Origin of the sequence: Sulfitobacter sp. 1A13368 (genome assembly GCF_043557275.1) — a bacterium.
GTDB lineage: Bacteria > Pseudomonadota > Alphaproteobacteria > Rhodobacterales > Rhodobacteraceae > Sulfitobacter > Sulfitobacter faviae.
Genome location: NZ_JBIFFR010000001.1, coordinates 693,380 through 716,480, shown reverse-complemented (window position 1 = coordinate 716,480; position 23,101 = coordinate 693,380). Strand labels below are relative to the sequence as shown.

The following is a 23,101-nucleotide window of genomic DNA, read 5'->3' as shown; positions in this document are numbered from 1 at the left end:
GTGTCCTTCGGCGTTGAGCTGATCGCACCGATCGCCATGGAAAACGGCCTGCGCTTCGCGATCCGCGAAGGTGGCCGGACTGTTGGCGCGGGCGTCGTTTCCAAAATCACTGAGTGATTTTGGATCGGGCTCTCAAGCCTGACGTCTGAAGGAATCGAAAGGCCGCAGCGTTTGCTGCGGCCTTTTGCGTTGGCGGGAGGGGGTACGGAGTGCGCCTGATACGGAGGGGGCGGCGCGTTTTCCGGTTGTGATTGAACGCTGACGGGGTGCGCGGTCACGCCGTGTCCGGCATGACTTTGCGCACGGGTTCTAAAAACACGGGGGTTTTTAGAACCCTCTTGCCACTTGCTTTGATTCCCCCTATAGGACGCGCATCGAACCGGGGTGCGTTAGACGCGCCCCGTTTGATTTATTACCAAGGCGCGAAGAGGGGGTCGGATGAGCCTGCTTCCTCCAATCCGTTAGAATCCCAAAACAAGGGATATGCATATGGCCGTTCAAAGCCAGAACATCCGCATTCGCCTGAAGGCGTTTGACTACCGGGTGCTCGATGCCTCCACTCAGGAAATCGTCAGCACCGCCAAGCGCACAGGCGCTTCGGTTCGCGGTCCCATTCCGCTGCCGAACAAGATCGAGAAATTCACCGTTCTTCGTGGTCCCCACGTCGACAAGAAATCCCGTGACCAGTTTGAAATCCGCACGCACAAGCGTCTGCTGGATATCATCGATCCAACCCCCCAGACCGTGGACGCGCTGATGAAGCTCGACCTCGCCGCTGGCGTGGACGTCGAGATCAAGCTGCAATCGTAAAGCCGGGAGGGTAATCATATGTTGCGCTCAGGCGTTATTGCAAAAAAAGTCGGCATGACCCGGCTGTTCATGGAAGACGGCAAGCAGATTCCTGTGACCGTTCTTCAGTTGGACAAGCTTCAGGTTGTCGCACAGCGCACCGCGGACCGTGACGGCTACACCGCCGTTCAGCTCGGTGCCGGTTCGGCGAAAGCCAAACGTACAAGCCAAGCCATGCGTGGTCACTTCGCCGCGGCGAAAGTGGAACCCAAGCGCAAGCTAGCCGAGTTCCGCGTCGACGCAGACGCGATGATCAACGTGGGTGAGGAAATCACCGCTGACCATTACTTCGCCGGTCAGTATGTCGACGTTGCGGGCACATCCATCGGTAAAGGTTTTGCCGGTGCGATGAAGCGTCACAACTTCGGCGGTCTGCGCGCCTCGCACGGTGTGTCGATCTCTCACCGTTCGCACGGCTCCACAGGCCAGTGTCAGGATCCCGGCAAGGTTTTCAAAGGTAAGAAAATGGCCGGTCACATGGGTGCTGCCCGTGTCACCACGCAGAACCTTGAAGTCGTCAAGACCGACAGCGCGCGTGGCCTGATCATGGTCAAAGGCGCCGTTCCCGGCTCCAAGGGTGGCTGGGTCACCGTCAAGGATGCGGTCAAAAAGCCGTTTCCGGAAGACGCGATCCTGCCCGCCGCTCTGAAATCCGCCGCTGACGAAGCCGCGAAAGCTGCCGAAGAGGCCGCCGCCGCAGCCGCCGCAGAGGCAGAAGCCGAAGCCAAGCGTTTGGCCGAAGAGCAAGCCGCACAGGAAGCTGAAGCGCTGAAAGCCGCAGAAGCCGAAATCGCAGCTGAAGGTTCGGATGCCGACAATTCCGATGCCGACGCTGACAAGAAAGAAGGTGACGCATGAAACTCGATGTCATCAAACTCGACGGTGGCAAAGCCGGGTCCGTAGACCTGGACGAAGCCCTGTTCGGCCTGGAGCCGCGTGCCGATATCCTGCACCGCGTCGTGCGCTGGCAGCGTAACAACGCGCAGCAGGGTACGCACAAGGTCAAGACCCGGTCCGAGACCAGCTACTCGACCAAGAAGATCTATCGCCAGAAGGGCACCGGCGGCGCACGCCACGGTGACCGCAATGCGCCGATCTTCCGCAAGGGTGGTATCTACAAAGGTCCGACCCCGCGCAGCCACGGCCACGAGCTGACCAAGAAGTTCCGCAAGCTGGGCCTGCGCCACGCGCTGTCCGCCAAAGCAAAAGCCGGTTCGCTGGTCATCATCGACGAAGCAACTTCCGAGGGCAAAACCGCCGCTCTGGCCAAGCAGGTCTCGAACCTGGGCTGGAAACGCGCGCTGGTCATCGATGGCGCTTCGGTCAACGAGAACTTCGCACAGGCCGCGCGCAACATCGATGGGTTGGACATCCTGCCGTCGATGGGCGCAAACGTCTATGACATCCTCAAGCGTGACACCCTGGTGATCACCAAAGCGGGGATCGAAGCATTGGAGGCACGCCTGAAATGAGCGCCAAGCATCAACACTACGACGTGATCCGCAAGCCGGTCATCACCGAGAAGGCAACCATGGCGTCCGAACAGAACGCCGTCGTCTTTGAAGTCGCGATCGACAGCAACAAGCCGATGATCAAAGAGGCCGTCGAGGCGCTCTTCAACGTCAAGGTGAAGGCCGTGAACACGACCATCACCAAAGGCAAGGTCAAGCGTTTCCGGGGCCAGATGGGCCGCCGCAAAGACGTGAAAAAGGCTTATGTGACGCTCGAAGAGGGCAACACGATCGACGTCTCCACCGGGCTCTGATTGCCGGTTAGACATTTGGAAGAGGCCTCCGCATTGCGGGGGCCTTTTTCGTTTCGGGGATGCGCCGGGGCCCGGGACAAGCCGCAGGCGCCGGGCCATCGCCTGCTCCCCCGGACGGGTAGGCGATTTGGTGAGGCTGGACGTGACCTCGCAAAAGCACATCTCGGTTGAACCATAAAGTGGCACCAAGGTCCATCAGATCGCCGACCCGCGGGCAGGCGCTGGCCCTCGGACCATGAATGCCACACCGGCCATGGACTAGCCGCAGGCTCAACCCTCCCCCAAAGGAGGCTGTTTCCAGCCTAAATGCCGCGACGTAACGGCAAAGGGTGACGCGGGCGTTGCTTGCGGCGTGCTTTCCTCTACAAGACTTCGGATAACGACAAAAAGCAGGTCCATGTCCCACGAAAAATCTACCTCCGGCGCGTCTGTGGACGTGTCGAACGCGCGCGACTGGGTGCGCGTGCTGGCCCGTTACCGCGAGCCGAGCACTTGGCGCAGCAGTTTTGAACTGGCGATCACGCTCGGCCCCTTCATCCTCCTTTGGGCGCTGGCTTGGTGGGCGCTCTCGATCAGCGGCTGGTTGGCCCTTGCGATCTCGCTGATGAACGCGGGCTTCTTGCTGCGGCTCTTCGCGATCCAACACGACTGCGGCCATGCGGCCTTTTTCAGCAGCCGTCGCACAAGCGATTGGGTGGGCCGCGTGTTGGGGGTGCTGACGCTGACGCCCTATGATGTCTGGCGACGGACCCATTCGATCCACCATTCCTCGGCCGGGAACCTTGGCCGTCGCGGAATCGGCGACATCCATACACTCACCGTGGCGGAGTATCGCGAGCTCGGGCTGTTCGGGCGTTTGCACTATCGCCTCTACCGCAATCCGATCGTGCTCTTCGGTCTTGGGCCGAGCTATCTGTTTTTCGTGCAGAACCGCGTCCCGCTGGGGCTGATGGCGCAGACACGCTATTGGCTGAGCGCGATGGGCACCAACCTGACGATCCTCGTAGCACTTGCGGTGATCTTCTGCTTCGGGGGGATCATGCCCATTCTGCTGATCTTCGTGCCCAGCACCCTTCTGGCGGCCACGGCGGGCATGTGGTTGTTCTATGTGCAGCACCAGTTCGAGACGACCCATTGGGAGGAGAACGACGCTTGGGACCTGCATGATGCGGCTTTTCACGGCTCTTCGCATTACATCCTGCCGCGCCCGCTGCAGTGGCTGAGCGCCAATATCGGCATTCACCATGTGCACCACCTCTACAGCCGCATTCCCTTCTATCGCCTGCCGGAAGTGCTGCGCGATCATGTCGCCTTGGCGGAGGGGAACCGGATGACGATCCGCGAGAGCCTCGCCAACGCGCGGCTGCATCTGTGGGATGAGAAAAGCAAGCGCCTGTTGTCCTTCGCGCAGGCGCGCCGGGTCGCCTGAAGAAGCAGGATTTGGCTATGATCTAGGCCCCCGCTTTGGCGGGGGTCTTTGCATTTGGAGGGCTGTCATTACCTTTGCGGGATCCTCTCGGCTGCGCGTTCAATCATGCGGCGACCCCGGAAAAGTTCCGAAAAAAAGCCATCAATTTATTCGGAACAGAGCAGAAAGCTGCCGGTTGTCTCACCGTGGAAGACGGGGTGCTGCGCGCCTCATTTATCGTAAACGAACACGGGAGAGACCTAATGATCTATACCAAAACACTCATGGCTGGCGTATCCGCCGTTGCCCTTTTTGCGGCCGCTCCGGTTCTGGCGCAGGATGCGACAGAGAACGTCGAAGAGACCATCGAGCGCAATGCCGAAGTCGAAGCCGAGATGGAAGCCGAAGTCGAAGGTGGCGCAGCCGCGACCGCGAATGTTGCTGGCGGCCAAGTGGTTGTCGAGCAGGAAGACGCCGAAGTTGACGTGACCGTTCCCGAGCCCGATGTGAATGTCTCGCAGGACGCGCCCGTTGTGACCGTTGAGCAGGGCCAGCCCGAAGTGAACGTCGCCGTTCCCGAGCCGACCGTTCGCGTGCAGCAGCAGGCCCCAATCATCACGGTAGAGCAGGCACAGCCGCAGGTCACCGTGCGCATCCCCGAGCCGGTCGTGACCGTTCAGGTGCCGAAGCCGCAGGTTGACGTGGACACCGGCGAGCCGATCGTTGATCTTGAGCAGCCCGAACCCGTCGTGAAGTTCGTGCGCCCCGAGCCGAAAGTCACCATCGAAGAAGCCGAGCCGCGCGTGACCGTTGAGCAGGCCGAAGCCGATGTGAACGTGGCCGAATCCGAAGAAGCCCGCGTCGACGTTGAGCAGCAAGAAGCCAACGTGAACGTGCAGCAGGGCGAAGACGCGAATGTCGTCGTCGAAGAAGCCGAAGCACCGCAGGTTAACGTTGAAGGTGCCGAGGGCGCCGAGATCGACGTCGAGCAAGAGCAAGCGCGCGTGTTGATGGAAGACTTCAACGCTGACGAGCAGGGCAATATGGCCGAAGAAGACCGTGCCCGCTATCAGGAGAACGTGCAGCGTCTGCCGATCTTCAACCTGACCGCCGAAGAACTGACTGGCCGCAGCGTTGCAACCGAGACCGGTGAAGACGTTGGCGAAATCGACTTCATCGGCGTCCGTGGTGACACCGTTGTTGCGATCATCGGCGTTGGTGGTTTCCTTGGTATGGGCGAAAACGAAGTCGCCATTCCGGTTGAGAAGCTGATCATGCGTGAAGACGAAGTCATCGTCCCCGGCGTGACCGAAGAGCGTCTGGAAAGCATGCCGGAATTCAACGAAGCCGAAGTTGAAATCCTCGACCCCGGTATGCGTCTGGCCGAGAGCGTTGGCCTTGACTAATACCCACCTTGGGTAACTGCTAAACCAATAGAAGAAGGCGCTTCGGCGCCTTCTTTTCTTTTGTGCGGGGCAGGGGAGAGGATTTTCGCCATGCCCACTGGACGGGCTGTTGCGAACCTGTTAGGTCGCCACATCGGCTCAGACCCCGGATTCGTCCGGGGTTTGGCTATTTGAACGATCCCGGTGGTTGGGATGCCTGCCTCGCAAGAGATTTAAACCCATCCACCACTCCCACAGGGGACCTTCGGGGCCCTATAACCAACGCGCTTTCACCTCGGTGCGAGCGTGCCTAGCAAACGGAAGACAGAGAACATGGCACTCAAGTCGTACAAACCGACGACGCCAGGCCAGCGTGGACTGGTACTGATCGACCGTTCGGAGCTGTGGAAAGGCCGCCCGGTCAAAGCCCTTACTCAGGGTCTGACCAAATCCGGTGGCCGGAACAACACCGGACGAATCACAATGCGTCGTACAGGTGGTGGTGCAAAGCGCCTCTACCGTATCGTTGATTTCAAGCGTAACAAGCTGGACATGTCCGCTGTTGTCGCGCGGATCGAATATGACCCCAACCGCACAGCCTTCATCGCACTGATCCAGTACGAAGACGGCGAGCAGGCCTACATCCTGGCCCCGCAGCGTTTGGCCATTGGCGACAAGATCATCGCCGGCGCCAAAGTGGACATCAAGCCCGGCAACGCGATGCCTTTCTCGGGCATGCCGATCGGTACGATCGTCCACAACATCGAGATGAAGCCCGGCAAAGGCGGTCAGATCGCCCGTGCCGCCGGCACCTACGCCCAGTTCGTGGGTCGTGACGGTGGCTACGCTCAGATCCGTCTGAGCTCCGGCGAGCTGCGTCTCGTGCGTCAGGAATGCATGGCCACCGTTGGTGCCGTCAGCAACCCCGACAACTCCAACCAGAACTACGGTAAAGCGGGCCGCATGCGTCACAAGGGCATCCGTCCCTCTGTGCGCGGTGTGGTGATGAACCCGATCGACCACCCGCACGGCGGTGGTGAAGGCCGGACCTCTGGTGGTCGTCACCCGGTTACTCCTTGGGGTAAGCCGACGAAGGGTGCCAAGACCCGCAACAAGAACAAAGCGTCCAGCAAGCTTATCATCCGCTCGCGTCACGCCAAGAAGAAGGGGCGTTAATCAATGGCTCGTTCAGTATGGAAAGGTCCTTTTGTTGACTCTTATGTCCTCAAAAAGGCAGAGGCTTCCCGCGAGGGCGGCCGTAACGAAGTGATCAAGATCTGGTCGCGCCGCAGCACGATCCTGCCCCAGTTCGTGGGCCTGACGTTCGGCGTCTACAACGGTCACAAGCACATTCCTGTCAACGTCAGCGAAGAAATGATCGGTCAGAAGTTCGGTGAATACTCCCCGACTCGCACCTACTACGGTCATGCCGCCGACAAAAAAGCGAAGCGGAAATAAGCCATGAGCAAGGATAAGAATCCCCGCCGCGTGGCAGACAACGAAGCAATGGCAAAGCTGCGCATGCTTCGTACGAGCCCGCAGAAACTGAACCTGGTTGCTGCCCTCATCCGTGGCAAGTCCGTGGACAAGGCGCTGACCGACCTGACCTTCTCCAAGAAGCGGGTCGCGCAGGACGTGAAGAAATGCCTTCAGTCCGCCATCGCCAACGCGGAAAACAACCACAACCTGGACGTCGATGAGCTGATCGTGGCCGAGGCCTATGTCGGCAAGAACCTGACCATGAAGCGCGGTCGCCCGCGGGCCCGTGGCCGGTTCGGCAAGATCATCAAGCCGTTTGCCGAGATCACGATCAAAGTGCGTCAAGTTGAGGAGCAAGCCTGATGGGTAACAAAGTCAATCCGATCGGTATGCGCCTTCAGGTGAACCGCACCTGGGACAGCCGCTGGTACGCCGACACCAAGGATTACGGTGATCTTCTGCTCGAAGACCTCGCAATCCGCGACTTCATCAAGAAAGAGTGCCATCAGGCCGGTGTTGCCCGTGTGATCATCGAACGTCCGCACAAGAAGTGCCGCGTCACGATCCACACAGCACGCCCCGGTGTCATCATCGGCAAGAAAGGCGCGGACATCGAGACGCTGCGCCAGAAGATTGCCAAGATGACAAACTCGGAACTGCACCTCAACATCGTTGAGGTCCGCAAGCCCGAGCTGGACGCACATCTGGTTGGTGAGAGCATTGCACAGCAGCTGGAGCGCCGGGTGTCTTTCCGCCGCGCCATGAAACGTGCCGTGCAGAACGCCATGCGCATGGGCGCACTGGGCATCCGCGTGAACCTCGCGGGTCGTCTGGGTGGTGCCGAGATCGCGCGTACCGAATGGTACCGCGAAGGTCGCGTGCCGCTGCACACATTGCGTGCCGACATCGATTACGCGCATGTCGAGGCGTCCACCGCCTACGGCATCATCGGGATCAAAACCTGGATCTTCAAAGGCGAGATCATGGAACATGACCCCGCCGCGCGTGACCGCAAGGCACAGGAACTCCAAGACGGCCCAGCACCTCGCGGTGCCGGCGGTCGTCGCTAAGGGGGAATGAGAAATGCTTCAACCAAAGCGTACTAAATTCCGCAAGCAGTTCAAAGGCTCGATCAAGGGTCTGGCGAAGGGCGGGTCTGACCTGAACTTCGGCACCTACGGCCTGAAGGCGCTGCAGCCGGAGCGGGTTACAGCCCGTCAAATCGAAGCGGCACGCCGCGCCATGACGCGTCATATGAAGCGTCAGGGCCGTGTCTGGATCCGCATCTTCCCGGACGTTCCGGTCACCTCCAAGCCCGTCGAAGTTCGTATGGGTAAAGGTAAAGGTTCCGTTGACTTCTGGGCCGCCAAGGTCAAGCCGGGCCGCATCATGTTCGAGATCGACGGTGTCGGCGAAGACGTGGCGCGCGAAGCCCTGCGTCTGGCAGCGATGAAGCTGCCGATCAAGACCCGGGTTGTGGTCCGCGAGGACTGGTAAGCCCGTAGCCCCGCAAGGGGCGGCTGAGAGAAAAGAAACCCCCGTCGAGCGATCGGCGGGGGTTTTGCTTTGTCAGTCTTCGCGGTCCAGTGCGAGCCAGAGTTTCCCGCCCCGGTAGCCGCCTTTCACCAGATGGCCCGGGGTGCCGATCTCGGGGTGGGCCTCGCTCCAATCCCGGAACTGGTCCCGGCTGACGATCCGGCCGCGGTGATCGCGGGCCGCTTTCAAAATGTAGGGGTCGGCGGGCGTGCCTTTCGGGACGACCATCACGCGGCTTGCGGGCAGGTCGAGTTGGTCGCTCAGCGCCTTGTCGTGTTGGTACCGGCCAATGAGGCGGTATCCCGCGTTGGCGTCGAAGACCACGCAAGGGGATTGTCCGCGCGCGCGGAGTGCGTCCACCACCTCGCGCACGGCGCGGATGTCAGGTGCTCCGGTTTTCCAGAACATGACGTTGGAGCCGTCGACGAAGACCCAGTCTTTTCGCCCTCGGCGGAGCGACCGCAGTAGGAGGATCGCGCTGGCGAAGGCGCAGGGCAGCGCAATGAGCAGAAGGTCGCGGAATGCAGGGTTTATGAAAGCAGCAGCCGTGGCGGCGGCAGAGGCGAGGAGAGGGATGCGGAGAAACATGGCGACGCGAATGACCTTTTAAATGCGATCAACTGTCGGGCAAGTTTTCCATCAGGGCAAGAAGCATGTCATGGCCACCCCGGCCCGGACTCAGGCCGCAGGTGCCGAACCTCAGCTCTCCCAGTTGTAGTTAAAACTGACCGACACCCGATCTTCCTCGATCATGTTCATCGGCACCTCGTGCCGCAGCCAGCTTTCCCACAGCAGCACGTCGCCCGCGTTGGGTGCCACATAGATGAAGGGCCGCAGTTCCTCGCGCGCGTCCTTCGCCCGGCCCGGCGCGGCCATCATCATCGGCAGGCGCGGGTCTTCGAAACGGATCGCGCTGGCGCCCTCGGGCATGGTCACATAGGTCGTGCCTGAAATCACCGAATGCGGGTGGATATGCGAGGTGTGGATGCCGCCCTCAGGCAGGATGTTCAGCCAAAGCGAGTCGAGCACCAACTTGCGGTCACCCAGATCGAACTGCAGATCCTCGACAAAGGCCGCAACATGTGCGTCCAGCACCTTCTTCAGATCCGCGAAGATCGGAAAGCGGTAGGGCAGGTCATCCAGCGAGGCATAAGAGGTGTAGCCCGCATAGCCATTCTCCTCGCACCAGTCCTGACCGGCCTCATCATCCTCGGCTATCGAGAAGCAGGAGGCGGCCAGTTCATCGGTGTCGATGGGCTTGCCGTGGTCCGACAAGGCGGCGTGATAGAGGCGGGTGGCGAAAAGCGATTTGATGTTTGACATGGAACCTCCTTACGCCGAACATACACCCATCGCCAGCCTATTTGCGCCAAAAGCGCAGATGCGGGCCAACGGGGGTTGCCATGTGCGACCTCAACGCGTATTGGCACCTTTCATCATGAACTCCACCAGAATCATGGTCACCCTGACAGGGGCCTACTGGTGATGTTGAAAGGAAGAGGCCGTGAAAGCCAGCGAACTGCACGACAAGACGCCGGACCAGCTCCGCGACGAACTTGTGAACCTGAAAAAAGAATCCTTCAACTTGCGTTTCCAGCAGGCCACCGGCCAGCTGGAGAACTCCGCACGTCTGAAGACTGTTAAGCGTGACGTGGCCCGTGTCCACACCGTGCTGAACCAGAAAGCCGCTGCTGCGGCAGCCGAATAATAGGAGCCTGAAACATGCCCAAGCGTATCCTTACAGGCACCGTGACATCGGACGCCAACGCACAAACAGTTTCCGTTTCCGTAGAGCGCCGCTTTACGCATCCGGTTCTGAAAAAGACCATCCGTAAGTCCAAAAAGTACCGGGCTCACGATGAGAACAACACGTTCAAGGTGGGCGACACTGTGCGCATCATCGAATGTGCCCCCAAGTCGAAAACCAAACGTTGGGAAGTTCTGACTTCGGACAAAGCCGAGGCCTGAGCCCCTTAAACGAAACCCTGGGATGAGGGCCGCATCGCCCCCCAGAAGGTCGGGAGAAACCAAATGATCCAGATGCAGACCAACCTGGATGTTGCTGACAACAGCGGCGCGCGCCGTGTTCAGTGCATCAAGGTCCTGGGTGGTTCCAAGCGTAAATACGCGTCCGTCGGCGACATCATCGTCGTGTCGGTCAAGGAAGCCATCCCACGTGGTCGTGTGAAAAAGGGCGACGTCCGCAAGGCCGTCGTCGTTCGCACCGCCAAAGAAGTTCGTCGTGAAGATGGCACCGCCATCCGCTTCGACCGCAACGCCGCTGTTATCCTGAATAACAACAACGAACCCGTCGGCACCCGTATCTTCGGGCCGGTCGTTCGTGAGCTGCGCGCGAAGAACTTCATGAAAATCATCTCGCTCGCTCCGGAGGTGCTGTAATCATGGCTGCTAAACTTCGCAAAGGTGACAAGGTCATCGTCCTGTCCGGCAAGGACAAAGGCAAGACGGGCACCATCTCGTCCGTTGACCCCAAGTCGAACAAGGCCATCGTTGACGGCGTGAAAATCGCCATCCGCGCCACGCGCCAGACACAGACATCTCAAGGCGGCCGCATCCCCAAGGCGATGCCGATCGACCTGAGCAACCTCGCACTGGTGGATGCCAATGGCAAAGCCACCCGCGTGGGTTTCAAAATCGAAGGCGACAAGAAAGTGCGCTTTGCCAAGACCACGGGGGACGTGATCGATGCTTGATACCGCAACCTACACACCCCGCCTTCAGGCCGAATACCGCGAGAAGATCCGCGCCGCCCTGAAAGAGGAATTCGGCTACAAGAACGACATGATGATCCCCAAGCTGGACAAGATCGTTCTGAACATCGGCTGCGGTGCCGAAGCCGTGCGCGACAGCAAGAAAGCCAAATCGGCTCAGGAAGACCTGACTGCGATTGCAGGCCAGAAGGCTCTGACAACCGTGGCCAAGAAATCCATCGCTGGTTTCCGCGTGCGTGAGGACATGCCTTTGGGTGCGAAAGTGACCCTGCGTGGCGACCGTATGTACGAATTCCTTGATCGTCTGATCACGATCGCAATGCCCCGTATCCGCGACTTCCGCGGCATCTCGGGCAAGAGCTTTGACGGCCGTGGCAACTACGCCATGGGCTTGAAAGAGCATATCGTGTTCCCCGAAATCGACTTCGACAAAGTTGACGAGACTTGGGGTATGGACATCGTGATCGCCACCACGGCGAAAACCGACGCTGAAGCCAAGGCGCTGTTGAAAGCATTCAACATGCCCTTCAATTCATAAGCGCGGGAAGGATTAGAAATGGCTAAGAAATCCATGATTGAGCGCGAGAAGAAGCGCGAAGCACTGGTTAAGAAGTACGCTGACAAGCGCGCGGCTCTGAAAGAGATCGTGAGCGACGAAAGCAAACCGATGGAAGAGCGTTTCCGCGCTTCCCTGAAGCTGGCGAAACTGCCGCGCAACAGCTCTGCTGTGCGTCTGCACAACCGTTGCCAGCTGACGGGCCGCCCGCACGCCTACTATCGTAAACTGAAAATTTCGCGGATCGCGCTGCGGGACCTTGGCTCTTCCGGCCAGATTCCCGGCATGGTCAAGTCGAGCTGGTAAGGAGCGCATCAGATGAACGATCCTATCGCAGATATGCTGACACGCATCCGTAACTCTTCGCTGCGCGGCAAATCCACCGTCATGACACCGGCCTCCAAGCTGCGTGCATGGGTTCTGGACGTGCTGGCCGACGAAGGCTACATCCGCGGCTATGAAAAAGTCACGGGCGCCGATGGCCACCCCGCCATCGAGATCAGCCTCAAGTACTACGAAGGCGAACCTGTTATTCGCGAGCTGAAGCGGGTTTCCAAGCCCGGTCGCCGCGTCTACATGGCCGTCAATGACATTCCCGTCGTCCGTCAGGGCCTCGGCGTGTCGATTGTCTCCACCTCCAAAGGTGTGATGTCGGACGCATCTGCACGGTCTGCCAATGTTGGCGGCGAAGTGCTCTGCACCGTATTCTAAGGAGAAGACAATGTCTCGTATCGGTAAGAAACCAGTCGCTATGCCTTCGGGTGTCTCGGCAGAGGTGAGCGGTCAGACCATCGAAGTGAAGGGCCCCAAGGGCACCCGCAGCTTCCGTGCCACTGATGACGTGAGCCTCGCGGTCGAAGACAACGCAATCACTGTGACACCGCGCGGCAAGTCCAAGCGCGCCCGTCAGCAGTGGGGCATGTCCCGCACCATGATCGAAAACCTGGTGACCGGCGTCACCACGGGCTTCAAGAAAGAGCTTGAAATCCAGGGTGTTGGTTATCGTGCGGCCATGAACGGCAACACGCTGAAACTGAACCTCGGCCTGAGCCACGATGTCGACTACGTTGCGCCCGAGGGCGTGACCGTGACGGCACCCAAGCAGACCGAAATCGTTGTGGAAGGCATCGACGAACAGCTCGTTGGTCAGGTTGCCGCGAACATCCGCGCATGGCGCAAGCCCGAGCCCTATAAGGGCAAAGGCATCCGCTATAAGGGCGAGTTCATCTTCCGCAAAGAAGGCAAGAAGAAGTAAGGAACGGATTGATGGCAAATACCAAACGACAGCTGTTCCTGAAGCGCCGCATGCGCGTTCGGAACAAACTCCGCAAAGTCAACGCCGGGCGTCTTCGCCTGTCGGTACACCGTTCGTCCAAGAACATCTCGGCCCAGCTGATCGACGATGTGAACGGCGTGACACTGGCCTCCGCCTCCTCCATGGAGAAGGATCTGGGCGTGGTTGGCAAAAACAACATCGAAGCAGCGACCAAAGTCGGTGCCGCGATTGCCGAACGTGCCAAGAAAGCTGGCGTCGAAGAAGCATACTTCGACCGTGGCGGCTTCCTCTTCCACGGCAAGGTGAAGGCTCTGGCCGACGCCGCGCGTGAAGGCGGTTTGAAGATCTGATTGTGCGGTGCGTGGGCAACCACGCACCCGCTCTCATACGAAGGCTATGCCCCGCGCATAGCTTTCCTGCGAAGAGGGCCCGGTTGGCCCTCTCGATGATCCGGGGGCCATCGGCCCACCAGGATTGATCCTAAGGGCCGCATAAGGCCACAGAAAAAGGAAGATGCCAGATGGCAAGAGATGACAACCGTGGGGGCAACCGCCGCAACCAACGCGACGAGACCCCGGAATTCGCTGACCGTCTGGTCGCGATCAACCGCGTGTCCAAGACCGTTAAGGGTGGTAAGCGTTTCGGCTTCGCCGCACTCGTGGTCGTGGGCGATCAGAAAGGCCGCGTCGGCTTTGGTAAGGGTAAAGCGAAAGAAGTGCCCGAGGCCATCCGCAAGGCGACCGAGCAAGCCAAGCGTCAGATGATCCGCGTTCAGCTGCGCGAAGGCCGCACTCTGCACCACGACATGCATGGTCGTCACGGCGCAGGCCGCGTCATCATGCGCACAGCACCTGAAGGTACCGGTATCATCGCCGGTGGTCCGATGCGTGCCGTGTTCGAGATGCTGGGCGTGAAAGACGTTGTGTCCAAATCGGTCGGTTCGCAGAACCCCTACAACATGATCCGCGCCACTTTGGACGGTCTGAAGAAAGAGCAATCGCCCCGTTCCGTCGCGCAGCGTCGCGGCAAGAAAGTGGCTGACATTCTGCCCAAGCGTGAAGACAACGTAGAGTCCTCCGCACAAGTGGCTGAGGAGGCATAAGCATGGCCAAGACACTCGTAATCAAGCAGGTCGGTTCGCCGATCCGCCGCCCCGCCAAACAGCGCGCAACGCTGGTCGGCCTCGGCCTCAACAAAATGGGTCGCACCCGTGAGCTGGAAGATACACCTTCCGTGCGCGGCATGATCAACAAGGTCTCGCATATGGTCGAGATCGTTGAAGAGAAAGGCTGAACCTAGGGTTCAGCGGTAGGGCGGGGGACCGTCCTACGAAGACGCCTCGCAGGGAACTGCGGGGCGTTTTGCGTTGTGGGATTTGCGGGTTTGGCAGGCGAATGCTGAGGCGCGCTTGGTACGCGTTCGGTCCGCTTACTGGGGGGATTCGAGAGGTCGGTTCCTTCGCCCACTCGTTTTCAACACTTGTTAATATTTCGTTAACATTTACCGTTGAATGGCCTCACGCATTTTTTCGGGGCGTAAACGGATAGGATTAACGATGAAACCCTTTGCTATACTCGCCGTTATATTTGTGGCGGCTGGTGGGCCGTCCTTCGCGTCGGTTCAGATGCAAACCAGCCAACTAAGTACCCCCGACGGCCCCGCCCATGGGGGCGGATGTAGAAAATCCTCACCGCCGGGGCGATGTTGCCATGCCGGATCAAAGCCATATCATTGCCACTAGCCGGTGGGATTAGGTCGACAGGGGGGAGGCGCTGGAGGTAGTCGCCACGCCCCCCTTGTCACGCCCCCCGCCATCCCCTATACGCCCCCGGTGGCCCGTGTTGGGTCGCAATGGAATCGCAACGCCGCGTTTGGCCACTCCCGTCGCTGGGGGCCATTTCCGGCATAAGGAGAAGCGACATGAAACTGCACGAACTTTCCGACAACGAAGGCGCAGCCAAGAAGCGTATGCGCGTTGGCCGTGGTCCCGGCTCTGGCAAGGGTAAAATGGGTGGCCGTGGTATCAAGGGTCAGAAGTCCCGCTCGGGTGTGAGCATCAACGGCTACGAAGGCGGCCAGATGCCCATCTACCAGCGTCTGCCCAAGCGCGGCTTCAACAAGCCGAACCGCAAGTCTTTCGCTGTTGTGAACCTGGGCTTGATCCAGAAATTCATCGACGCCAAGAAGCTTGACGCGGGCAACACCATTGACGGTGCGGCGCTGGTCGCTTCCGGTCTGGTCCGTCGTGAACTGGACGGTATCCGCGTTCTGGCCAAGGGTGACATCACCTCCAAGATCGACCTGAACGTCGCTGGCGCCTCCAAGTCCGCCATCGAGGCGGTCGAGAAGGCAGGCGGCAAGGTGACCGTGACCGCCCCCAAGGCGGCCGAGGCATCCGAGTAAAGCGGCCTTAAGGCTTGTGAGCGGCGCGCCAGCCGCTTACATAACCTCAAGTTTTCCCGAACGCCGCCCGCCGGAAAACGGCCCGGGCGGCGTTTTCGCAACAAAAGAAGAGACCCCTCATGGTATCTGCCGTCGAAAACATGGCCGCGAACACGAGCTGGTCCGCATTGGGCAAGGCAACAGACCTGCGCAACCGGATTCTGTTCACGCTCGGGCTGCTTATCGTTTACCGCCTTGGCACCTTCATTCCGGTTCCCGGCATCGACGGTGGCGCACTGCGTGACTTTATGGAGAGCGCGGGCCAGGGCATCGGCGGCATGGTGTCGATGTTCACCGGCGGCGCGCTTGGCCGGATGGGTATCTTCGCTCTGGGCATCATGCCCTATATCTCGGCCTCGATCATCGTTCAGCTGCTGACCTCCATGGTGCCTGCGCTGGAACAGCTGAAGAAAGAGGGCGAGCAGGGGCGCAAGAAGATTAACCAGTATACACGCTACGGCACCGTGGCGCTGGCGACTTTGCAGTCCTACGGCCTCGCCGTGAGCCTTCAGGCCGGTGACATTGTGGCCGATGGCCAGATGGGCTTCGGCTTTATCGCGGCCTGTATGATTACCCTCGTGGGCGGCACCATGTTCCTGATGTGGCTGGGTGAGCAGATCACCGCACGCGGCATCGGCAACGGCATCTCGCTCATCATCTTCGTCGGCATCATCGCCGAGGTTCCCGCCGCCATTGCGCAGTTCTTCGCCTCGGGCCGTTCGGGCGCCATCAGCCCCGCCGTCATCGTGGGCGTCTTGGTCATGGTGATCGCGACGATCATGTTCGTGGTCTTCATGGAGCGGGCCCTGCGCAAGATCCACATTCAATACCCCCGCCGCCAGGTCGGCATGAAGATGTACGACGGCGGCACCAGCCACCTGCCGGTGAAGGTGAACCCGGCGGGCGTGATCCCGGCGATCTTCGCCTCCTCGCTGCTGCTGCTGCCGGTCACGGTTAGCACCTTCTCGGGCAATTCTACCAGCCCAGTGATGTCTTGGCTCTTGGCGAACTTCGGCCCCGGTCAGCCGCTTTACCTGCTGTTCTTCGTTGGCATGATCGTCTTCTTCGCCTATTTCTACACCTTCAACGTCAGCTTCAAACCTGATGATGTGGCCGACAACCTGAAGAACCAGAACGGCTTTGTTCCCGGCATTCGTCCCGGCAAGCGCACGGCTGAGTATCTGGAGTATGTGGTCAACCGCATCCTTGTCCTCGGGTCGGCCTATCTGGCGGCGGTCTGTGTTCTGCCCGAGATTCTGCGCGGCCAGTTCGCCATTCCCTTCTACTTTGGTGGCACATCGGTGCTGATCGTCGTCTCGGTCACCATGGACACGATCCAACAGGTTCAAAGCCATCTGCTGGCGCACCAGTATGAAGGTCTGCTTGAGAAGTCTCAGCTGCGCGGCAAGGGCGCGGGCAAAGGCAAAGGTACACGCAAGAAACGGAGCCCCGTACGTCGATGAATATTATCCTACTCGGGCCTCCGGGCGCAGGCAAAGGCACCCAAGCACGTCATCTGGTCGAGACCCGCAACATGGTTCAGCTCTCCACCGGCGACATGCTGCGTGAAGCCAAGGACAGCGGCACGGAGATGGGCAAGATCGTGGCTGACGTCATGGACCGCGGCGCGCTGGTCACCGACGAAATTGTCATCGGCCTGATCCGCGAAAAGTTGACCGACAAGGCCGAGCATGGCGGCTTCATCTTTGACGGTTTCCCCCGCACGCTGGCGCAAGCTGATGCGCTGGCCGATTTGATGGCGCAAGAGGGCCAGACCCTCGACGCTGTGATCGAGATGAAGGTCGACGATGAGGCGCTGGTGGCGCGCATCACCGCCCGTTCCACCTGCGCAAGCTGTGGCGAGGTTTATAACGACCTGACCAAACCGATCCCCGAAGATGGTAAGTGCACCAACTGCGGCGAGACCGAGTTCAAGCGCCGCGCAGACGACAATGAGGAAAGCCTCAAAACCCGGCTGATGGCCTATTACAAACAGACCTCTCCGCTGATCGGCTACTACTATGCCAAAGACATGCTCAGCGGCGTGAACGGTCTGGGCCAGATCGAAGAAGTGCGCGGCGCGATCGCGCAGGTTCTCGACAAGTGATTTCCCGGCCGCGCGGGGCAGGGGGCGCTGTCCTTTGCCTTCGCGCGGCGGAGCAGCGTAGAGTTTTGTGCGGGCCTTGACGCCCTGCGCAAAACCTCATAGTCACCCCTATCTCGTAAGAGAATCAAACTGCGGCAAGGGTTCCGCCCGACCCCGCAAGATCACCTGATCAGCCTTAGCCCGATGGTCTTACCGCCTCGGGCTTGTGTTGTGAAAAAAGGGTCTGGAATCACGGACCCGCAACGAAAAGGAATAGCTAACGTGGCACGTATTGCCGGCGTAAACATCCCGACTGCAAAGCGGGTTCCCATCGCCCTCACCTATATCACCGGTATTGGCAGCTCCTCCGCCAAGGCCATCTGCGAAGCTGTCGGCATCGACGAGACCCGCCGGGTCAACGAGCTGTCCGACGCCGAAGTTCTGGCCGTGCGTGAGCACATCGACGCCAACTACACCGTCGAAGGCGACCTGCGTCGTGACACGCAGATGAACATCAAGCGCCTGATGGACCTCGGCTGCTACCGTGGCCTGCGCCACCGTCGCAACCTGCCGGTTCGCGGCCAGCGCACCCATACCAACGCACGCACACGCAAAGGCCCCGCAAAGGCCATTGCTGGCAAGAAGAAATAAGGGAGGGTCCGATCAATGGCACGCGATAAGACACGCACCAAGCGTAAGGTCTCCAAGAACATCGCCGCAGGCGTGGCGCATGTGAACTCGAGCTTCAACAACACCAAGATCCTGATCTCGGACGTGCAGGGCAACGCGATCTCCTGGTCGTCTGCTGGCACCATGGGCTTCAAGGGTTCGCGCAAGTCGACACCCTATGCCGCCCAGATGGCCGCCGAAGACGCGGGCCGCAAGGCACAGGATCACGGCGTCAAGACGCTGGAAGTCGAAGTGCAGGGCCCCGGTTCGGGCCGCGAGAGCGCCCTGCGCGCCCTTGCTGCCGCCGGTTTCAACATCACCTCGATCCGTGATGTGACCCCGATGGCCCACAACGGCTGCCGCCCGCCCAAACGCCGCCGCGTTTAAGCCGGGATTGTTTTACATGGGGTCGCGCCTTGCGTGCGGCCCCATACCGCTTTTCAGAAACCTCGAGCGTTTGTGTCATTTGGACATGAGGCACAAACAAGGATGGAGGGACGCATGATCCACAAGAATTGGGCTGAATTGATCAAGCCGCAACAGCTTGACGTCAAGCCGGGCAACGACCCCGCACGTCAGGCAACCGTCATGGCCGAACCGCTGGAGCGGGGCTTCGGTCTGACCCTCGGCAACGCGCTGCGCCGCGTGCTGATGTCCTCGCTGCAGGGCGCGGCAATCACCTCCGTGCAGATCGACAACGTGCTGCACGAGTTCTCCTCCGTCGCCGGTGTGCGCGAAGACGTGACCGACATCATCCTGAACCTCAAGGGCGTCAGCCTGCGCATGGAAGTCGAAGGGCCGAAGCGCCTGTCGATCTCCGCCAAGGGCCCGGGCGTCGTCACCGCCGGTGACATCTCCGAATCCGCCGGTATCGAGATTCTGAACCGCGAGCATGTGATCTGCCACCTCGACGATGGTGCAGATGTCTACATGGAGCTGACCGTTAACACCGGCAAGGGCTATGTCTCTGCCGACAAGAACAAGCCCGAAGATGCGCCTATCGGTCTCATTCCGATCGACGCGATCTATTCGCCGGTCAAGAAGGTCTCCTATGACGTGCAGCCCACCCGTGAGGGCCAGGTGCTGGACTATGACAAGCTGACCATGAAGGTCGAAACAGACGGCTCCATCACGCCGGACGACGCCGTGGCCTTCGCCGCGCGCATCCTGCAGGACCAGCTTGGCATCTTCGTCAACTTCGACGAGCCGGAATCGGCGTCCCGTCAGGACGACGACGACGGTCTCGAGTTCAACCCGCTGCTGCTGAAGAAGGTCGACGAACTGGAGCTCTCGGTCCGTTCGGCGAACTGCCTGAAGAACGACAACATCGTCTACATCGGCGACCTGATCCAGAAGACCGAAGCCGAGATGCTGCGCACCCCGAACTTCGGCCGCAAGTCCTTGAACGAGATCAAGGAAGTGCTGTCGGGCATGGGTCTGCACCTTGGCATGGACGTCGAGGACTGGCCGCCAGAGAACATCGAAGACCTCGCCAAGAAGTTCGAGGATTCGTTCTAAGATACGGTGCCCGGAAACTTTCAAAGTTTCCGGGGCCGATTTCTTTCAAAGAAATCGGGTGCCGTGAAGACCGGGCACACGCCCCAAGGAGAGCTCGTGACACGCATCGCGGGCCAGACAAAGCAAAACCGCCCGTAGAGGGCATCACGATTGGAGTAAGACAATGCGTCACGCACGTGGATACCGCCGCCTGAACCGTACACATGAACACCGCAAGGCGCTGTTCTCGAACATGGCAGGCTCGCTCATCGAGCATGAGCAGATCAAGACCACCTTGCCGAAAGCCAAGGAACTGAAGCCGATCATCGAAAAGATGATCACGCTGGCCAAGCGCGGCGACCTGCACGCCCGCCGTCAGGCCGCGTCGAAGCTGAAAGAAGACCAGTATGTCGCCAAGCTGTTCGACGTGCTGGGCCCGCGCTACAAGGACCGTCAGGGTGGCTACGTCCGTGTTCTGAAGGCCGGCTTCCGCTATGGTGACATGGCGCCGATGGCGATCATCGAATTCGTCGACCGCGACCGCGAAGCCAAGGGCGCTGCTGACAAGGCGCGTCTGGCCGAGGAAGAAGCGGCAGAATAAGATCCCCGCCTATCGCGGATCGGAAAGCCCTGCCATTCGGCGGGGCTTTTTCTTTTCCGGGCCCTCGCGCAGAGAAATCGCAGTTGCACCGGGCCGGGACCCTGCGCATATCTGGGGGTATGAGATACCTCCTGCTGATCCTGATGTTGCTCGCCGCCCCCCTGGCGGCGCAGCAGGTGCCAAGCTCGGCCGCGCAGATGCAGTTGAGTTTCGTGCCGCTGGTCAAAGAGGCCGCGCCGGCGGTCGTGAACATCTACGCCCGCACCATCACCGAAGCGCGCCGCACGCCGCTGCAGGCCGACCCTTTCTTCGAAAGGTTCTTTCGCGATCCTTTCTCCGAGCGGCCCCGGGTGCAGAACTCGCTCGGCTCGGGCGTGATCCTCTCTGCTGACGGGATCGTCGTGTCGAACTACCACGTCGTCGGCACCGCCACCGACATCCGCGTCGTGCTGAACGACCGGCGCGAGTACAGCGCCCGGGTGCTTCTGGGCGATGCCGACAGCGATCTTGCGATCCTCAAACTCGAAGGCTCGGAGGACCTGCCCTTTCTCAAGCTGCGCGACAGCGACGCGGTAGAGGTGGGCGAGTTGACGCTGGCCATCGGCAACCCCTTCGGCGTGGGCCAGACCGTGTCGAGCGGGATCGTCTCGGGGCTGGCCCGCTCTGGCGCCGCGGGCGGGGGAGGTCAGGGCTATTTCATCCAGACCGACGCGCCGATCAACCCGGGCAATTCCGGCGGGGCGCTCATTGACATGGGCGGAAGGCTCATCGGAGTGAACACCTCGATCCTGACCCGCTCGGGCGGCAGCAACGGCATCGGTTTCGCCATTCCCGCCGATCTGGTCGCCGCCTTCGTCGCACAGGCCCGCGCCGGGGAGACCGCTTTCCAGCGCCCCTGGGCGGGGCTTTCAGGCCAGCCAGTCGATGCCGACATGGCGGGGCCCTTGGGGCTGGACCGTCCGGGCGGGATCATCGTTTCCGGGCTGCATCCCGCCAGCCCCTTCAACGGCGCGGGGTTGAAGGTTGGCGACGTGATCGTCAGCGTCGACGACCAGCCGGTGAATACGCCCGCCGAGATGATCTACCGCATGTCGGTGGCGGGGCTGGGCCATTCTGCGCGCGTGGGTGTCATGCGCGAGGGGCGGCTGCAAGAGGTGACCGTGGCTCTGATCGCCGCGCCCGACGTGCCGGACCGTGCCGAGGTCACCTTGGGCGCGCGCAGCCTGCTGCCGGGCCTCAAAGCGGCGCGGATCAACCCGGCGGTCATTGCCGAGATGAACCTGCCCTTGGAAAGCGCGGGCGTCGTGGTGCTCGACGCCGGACGCTTCGGCCCGCGCGTGGGGCTCAGCGATGGCGACGTGATACTCTCGGTCAACGGCGTGGCGGTGGAAGATACCGCCGCCCTCGCGGCGCTGCTCTCGGGGCAGGTGCGCCGCATCCAGATGGTGATACAACGGGGCGACCGGCGCATGGCGCTGCGGTTCAGGGGGTAGCGTGGCGGATCTGTTCGGAGAGACGGGAAAAGCGGAAGAGGGCGGCCACCGCCCTCTTGCCGACCGGCTGCGGCCGAAATCCCTTGCCGAGGTGATCGGGCAGGAAAAAGTGCTGGGGCCCGACGCGCCGCTGACGGTGATGCTGGCAGCCGGCGCGTTGTCTTCGTTGATCTTCTGGGGCCCGCCCGGCGTGGGCAAGACCACCATCGCGCGGCTTTTGGCGGATGAGACCGATCTGCATTTCGTGCAGATCAGCGCGATCTTCTCGGGCGTGCCGGAACTGCGCAAGGTCTTCGAGGCCGCCAAGATGCGCCGCCGTCAGGGGCAGGGGACGCTTCTTTTCGTCGACGAGATTCACCGTTTCAACAAGGCCCAGCAGGACGGCTTCCTGCCGCATATGGAGGATGGCACCATCCTTCTGGTCGGCGCCACCACCGAGAATCCCAGTTTCGAGTTAAACGCCGCCGTGCTGAGCCGCGCACAGGTGCTGGTGCTGGAACGCCTGCCGCATGAGGATCTGGAGCGTCTGGCGCAGCGGGCGGAACGCGAGCAGGGCAAACCCCTGCCGCTGCAACCCGAGGCGCGCGAGGCGCTTTTGGAGATGGCCGACGGCGACGGGCGGGCGCTTCTGAACCTGATCGAACAGGTGACCGCCTGGAAGGACGACGGCCCGCTCGACAAGGCGGGGCTGTCAAAGCGCCTCATGCGCCGTGCCGCGCAATACGACAAATCGGGGGATTCGCATTACAACCTCATCTCGGCGCTGCATAAATCCATGCGTGGATCGGACCCAGACGCGGCGCTCTACTGGCTGGGCCGAATGCTCGAGGGCGGGGAGGACCCGCGCTACCTGATGCGGCGGATCACACGGATGGCGGTTGAAGATGTCGGTCTGGCAGATCCACAGGCACAGGCCTTCTGCCTTCAGGCCTGGGAGACCTACGAGCGGCTTGGCAGCCCGGAGGGCGAACTCGCGATCGCGCAGGCGCTGACCTACATCTGCCTCGCGCCGAAATCCAACGCCGTCTACAAGGCTTACAAGGGCGCGCGACGGCTGGCGCGTAGCACCGGGTCAGAGCCGCCGCCCAAGCACATTCTTAACGCGCCGACCAAGCTGATGAAGGAGCAAGGCTACGGCAGCGGCTATGCCTACGACCATGATGCCGAAGACGGGTTTTCGGGGCAGAACTACTTTCCCGACACGATGGAACGGCCGAACCTCTATGAGCCGGTCGAGCGCGGTTTCGAGCGGGAGTTGAAAAAGCGGCAGGACTACTTTGCCGGGCTGCGGGCAAAGCGGAAAACTTGACTCCGGCCCGCGCAAGCG

At 60.9% G+C, this 23,101-nt stretch carries 34 protein-coding genes; 32 read left to right on the top strand and 2 right to left on the bottom strand.

Annotated features, from left to right (window positions below):
• The 12 genes from ACGYK4_RS03535 to rplP all read left to right on the top strand — a co-directional run.
• The coding region (locus ACGYK4_RS03535) for a hypothetical protein (RefSeq protein ID WP_394377493.1) at window positions 1-117 on the top strand (117 nt) is incomplete at its 5' end.
• A gap of 372 nt (window positions 118-489) precedes the next feature.
• Entirely contained in the window at window positions 490-810 is a 321-nt protein-coding gene (gene rpsJ / locus ACGYK4_RS03530; RefSeq protein WP_067267998.1) for a 30S ribosomal protein S10, read from the top strand.
• Between the two features lie 18 nt (window positions 811-828).
• A complete protein-coding gene (rplC, locus tag ACGYK4_RS03525) occupies window positions 829-1,707 on the top strand; it encodes a 50S ribosomal protein L3 (RefSeq protein WP_082852159.1) in 879 nt (292 codons plus the stop codon).
• Window positions 1,704-2,321 carry a 50S ribosomal protein L4 gene (rplD, locus tag ACGYK4_RS03520; protein ID WP_067267960.1) on the top strand — a complete coding sequence of 206 codons (618 nt, stop codon included), beginning with the start codon at window positions 1,704-1,706 and terminating at the stop codon, window positions 2,319-2,321. The genes rplC and rplD overlap by 4 nt, the downstream gene beginning before the upstream one ends.
• The gene (locus ACGYK4_RS03515) at window positions 2,318-2,614 is read left to right on the top strand and encodes a 50S ribosomal protein L23 (RefSeq protein WP_067267962.1); all 297 of its coding nucleotides are present in this window, start codon (window positions 2,318-2,320) and stop codon (window positions 2,612-2,614) included. The genes rplD and ACGYK4_RS03515 overlap by 4 nt, the downstream gene beginning before the upstream one ends.
• 397 nt (window positions 2,615-3,011) lie before the next feature.
• On the top strand, window positions 3,012-4,043 hold the full coding sequence (locus ACGYK4_RS03510) for a fatty acid desaturase (protein WP_394455099.1): 1,032 nt from the start codon (window positions 3,012-3,014) through the stop codon (window positions 4,041-4,043).
• A gap of 242 nt (window positions 4,044-4,285) precedes the next feature.
• Window positions 4,286-5,428, top strand: coding sequence for a PRC-barrel domain-containing protein (locus tag ACGYK4_RS03505; protein WP_271688303.1), 1,143 nt, complete (start codon window positions 4,286-4,288; stop codon window positions 5,426-5,428).
• Between the two features lie 312 nt (window positions 5,429-5,740).
• Window positions 5,741-6,583 carry a 50S ribosomal protein L2 gene (gene rplB / locus ACGYK4_RS03500; RefSeq protein ID WP_067267965.1) on the top strand — a complete coding sequence of 281 codons (843 nt, stop codon included), beginning with the start codon at window positions 5,741-5,743 and terminating at the stop codon, window positions 6,581-6,583.
• A 3-nt stretch (window positions 6,584-6,586) separates the two neighbouring features.
• Window positions 6,587-6,865 (top strand): 30S ribosomal protein S19, encoded by a 279-nt coding sequence (gene rpsS / locus ACGYK4_RS03495; RefSeq protein WP_067267967.1) that lies wholly within the window; start codon window positions 6,587-6,589, stop codon window positions 6,863-6,865.
• A gap of 3 nt (window positions 6,866-6,868) precedes the next feature.
• Window positions 6,869-7,249, top strand: coding sequence for a 50S ribosomal protein L22 (gene rplV / locus ACGYK4_RS03490; RefSeq protein WP_067267968.1), 381 nt, complete (start codon window positions 6,869-6,871; stop codon window positions 7,247-7,249).
• Complete coding sequence (rpsC, locus tag ACGYK4_RS03485) at window positions 7,249-7,956, top strand: 30S ribosomal protein S3 (protein WP_067267970.1); 708 nt, start codon at window positions 7,249-7,251, stop codon at window positions 7,954-7,956. Before rplV ends, rpsC begins: the two co-directional genes overlap by 1 nt.
• A 13-nt stretch (window positions 7,957-7,969) precedes the next feature.
• The gene (gene rplP / locus ACGYK4_RS03480) at window positions 7,970-8,383 is read left to right on the top strand and encodes a 50S ribosomal protein L16 (protein WP_007118841.1); all 414 of its coding nucleotides are present in this window, start codon (window positions 7,970-7,972) and stop codon (window positions 8,381-8,383) included.
• Window positions 8,384-8,455: 72 nt separating this feature from the next.
• Here the strand turns inward: rplP and ACGYK4_RS03475 are convergent, their stop codons facing one another.
• Together ACGYK4_RS03475 and ACGYK4_RS03470 are read right to left on the bottom strand one after the other, a co-directional pair.
• Entirely contained in the window at window positions 8,456-9,010 is a 555-nt protein-coding gene (locus ACGYK4_RS03475) for a hypothetical protein (RefSeq protein ID WP_394455098.1), read from the bottom strand.
• Window positions 9,011-9,121: 111 nt separating this feature from the next.
• Window positions 9,122-9,745: a TIGR02466 family protein gene (locus tag ACGYK4_RS03470; protein ID WP_394455096.1), complete on the bottom strand. Its 624-nt coding sequence runs from the start codon at window positions 9,743-9,745 to the stop codon at window positions 9,122-9,124.
• Window positions 9,746-9,926: 181 nt separating this feature from the next.
• On the opposite strand from ACGYK4_RS03470, the gene rpmC reads away from it, so the two are divergent.
• From rpmC to ACGYK4_RS03370, 20 genes are all read left to right on the top strand, one after another.
• The gene (rpmC, locus tag ACGYK4_RS03465; RefSeq protein ID WP_209218384.1) at window positions 9,927-10,130 is read left to right on the top strand and encodes a 50S ribosomal protein L29; all 204 of its coding nucleotides are present in this window, start codon (window positions 9,927-9,929) and stop codon (window positions 10,128-10,130) included.
• Between the two features lie 14 nt (window positions 10,131-10,144).
• Window positions 10,145-10,390, top strand: coding sequence for a 30S ribosomal protein S17 (gene rpsQ / locus ACGYK4_RS03460; RefSeq protein ID WP_067267977.1), 246 nt, complete (start codon window positions 10,145-10,147; stop codon window positions 10,388-10,390).
• 63 nt (window positions 10,391-10,453) lie between these two features.
• Complete coding sequence (gene rplN, locus ACGYK4_RS03455) at window positions 10,454-10,822, top strand: 50S ribosomal protein L14 (protein WP_005621870.1); 369 nt, start codon at window positions 10,454-10,456, stop codon at window positions 10,820-10,822.
• Between the two features lie 2 nt (window positions 10,823-10,824).
• Entirely contained in the window at window positions 10,825-11,136 is a 312-nt protein-coding gene (gene rplX / locus ACGYK4_RS03450) for a 50S ribosomal protein L24 (protein WP_067267981.1), read from the top strand.
• Window positions 11,129-11,692: a 50S ribosomal protein L5 gene (rplE, locus tag ACGYK4_RS03445; RefSeq protein ID WP_209218383.1), complete on the top strand. Its 564-nt coding sequence runs from the start codon at window positions 11,129-11,131 to the stop codon at window positions 11,690-11,692. Before rplX ends, rplE begins: the two co-directional genes overlap by 8 nt.
• Before the next feature lie 18 nt (window positions 11,693-11,710).
• A complete protein-coding gene (gene rpsN / locus ACGYK4_RS03440; RefSeq protein ID WP_136720403.1) occupies window positions 11,711-12,016 on the top strand; it encodes a 30S ribosomal protein S14 in 306 nt (101 codons plus the stop codon).
• Window positions 12,017-12,028: 12 nt separating this feature from the next.
• Entirely contained in the window at window positions 12,029-12,421 is a 393-nt protein-coding gene (gene rpsH / locus ACGYK4_RS03435) for a 30S ribosomal protein S8 (protein ID WP_067267987.1), read from the top strand.
• A 10-nt stretch (window positions 12,422-12,431) separates the two neighbouring features.
• The gene (gene rplF, locus ACGYK4_RS03430; RefSeq protein ID WP_067267988.1) at window positions 12,432-12,965 is read left to right on the top strand and encodes a 50S ribosomal protein L6; all 534 of its coding nucleotides are present in this window, start codon (window positions 12,432-12,434) and stop codon (window positions 12,963-12,965) included.
• An 11-nt stretch (window positions 12,966-12,976) separates the two neighbouring features.
• Window positions 12,977-13,336: a 50S ribosomal protein L18 gene (rplR, locus tag ACGYK4_RS03425; protein WP_271692971.1), complete on the top strand. Its 360-nt coding sequence runs from the start codon at window positions 12,977-12,979 to the stop codon at window positions 13,334-13,336.
• Window positions 13,337-13,506: 170 nt separating this feature from the next.
• The gene (gene rpsE / locus ACGYK4_RS03420; RefSeq protein ID WP_067267992.1) at window positions 13,507-14,088 is read left to right on the top strand and encodes a 30S ribosomal protein S5; all 582 of its coding nucleotides are present in this window, start codon (window positions 13,507-13,509) and stop codon (window positions 14,086-14,088) included.
• 2 nt (window positions 14,089-14,090) lie between these two features.
• Entirely contained in the window at window positions 14,091-14,279 is a 189-nt protein-coding gene (rpmD, locus tag ACGYK4_RS03415; protein WP_067267994.1) for a 50S ribosomal protein L30, read from the top strand.
• Window positions 14,280-14,906: 627 nt separating this feature from the next.
• A complete protein-coding gene (gene rplO, locus ACGYK4_RS03410) occupies window positions 14,907-15,389 on the top strand; it encodes a 50S ribosomal protein L15 (protein ID WP_394455094.1) in 483 nt (160 codons plus the stop codon).
• A gap of 119 nt (window positions 15,390-15,508) precedes the next feature.
• Window positions 15,509-16,891 carry a preprotein translocase subunit SecY gene (gene secY / locus ACGYK4_RS03405; RefSeq protein WP_209218380.1) on the top strand — a complete coding sequence of 461 codons (1,383 nt, stop codon included), beginning with the start codon at window positions 15,509-15,511 and terminating at the stop codon, window positions 16,889-16,891.
• Complete coding sequence (locus tag ACGYK4_RS03400) at window positions 16,888-17,535, top strand: adenylate kinase (protein WP_394434160.1); 648 nt, start codon at window positions 16,888-16,890, stop codon at window positions 17,533-17,535. The genes secY and ACGYK4_RS03400 overlap by 4 nt, the downstream gene beginning before the upstream one ends.
• A 261-nt stretch (window positions 17,536-17,796) precedes the next feature.
• Entirely contained in the window at window positions 17,797-18,165 is a 369-nt protein-coding gene (gene rpsM, locus ACGYK4_RS03395; protein ID WP_067263150.1) for a 30S ribosomal protein S13, read from the top strand.
• 15 nt (window positions 18,166-18,180) lie between these two features.
• Window positions 18,181-18,570, top strand: a complete 390-nt coding sequence (gene rpsK, locus ACGYK4_RS03390) for a 30S ribosomal protein S11 (RefSeq protein WP_067263152.1) — start codon at window positions 18,181-18,183, stop codon at window positions 18,568-18,570.
• Window positions 18,571-18,684: 114 nt separating this feature from the next.
• Window positions 18,685-19,701: a DNA-directed RNA polymerase subunit alpha gene (locus ACGYK4_RS03385; RefSeq protein WP_007118862.1), complete on the top strand. Its 1,017-nt coding sequence runs from the start codon at window positions 18,685-18,687 to the stop codon at window positions 19,699-19,701.
• Window positions 19,702-19,864: 163 nt separating this feature from the next.
• Complete coding sequence (gene rplQ / locus ACGYK4_RS03380; RefSeq protein WP_394455093.1) at window positions 19,865-20,281, top strand: 50S ribosomal protein L17; 417 nt, start codon at window positions 19,865-19,867, stop codon at window positions 20,279-20,281.
• A gap of 119 nt (window positions 20,282-20,400) precedes the next feature.
• Window positions 20,401-21,774: a trypsin-like peptidase domain-containing protein gene (locus tag ACGYK4_RS03375; RefSeq protein ID WP_394455092.1), complete on the top strand. Its 1,374-nt coding sequence runs from the start codon at window positions 20,401-20,403 to the stop codon at window positions 21,772-21,774.
• Window position 21,775: 1 nt separating this feature from the next.
• Window positions 21,776-23,083: a replication-associated recombination protein A gene (locus ACGYK4_RS03370; protein ID WP_394434156.1), complete on the top strand. Its 1,308-nt coding sequence runs from the start codon at window positions 21,776-21,778 to the stop codon at window positions 23,081-23,083.
• Window positions 23,084-23,101 lie beyond the last annotated feature (18 nt).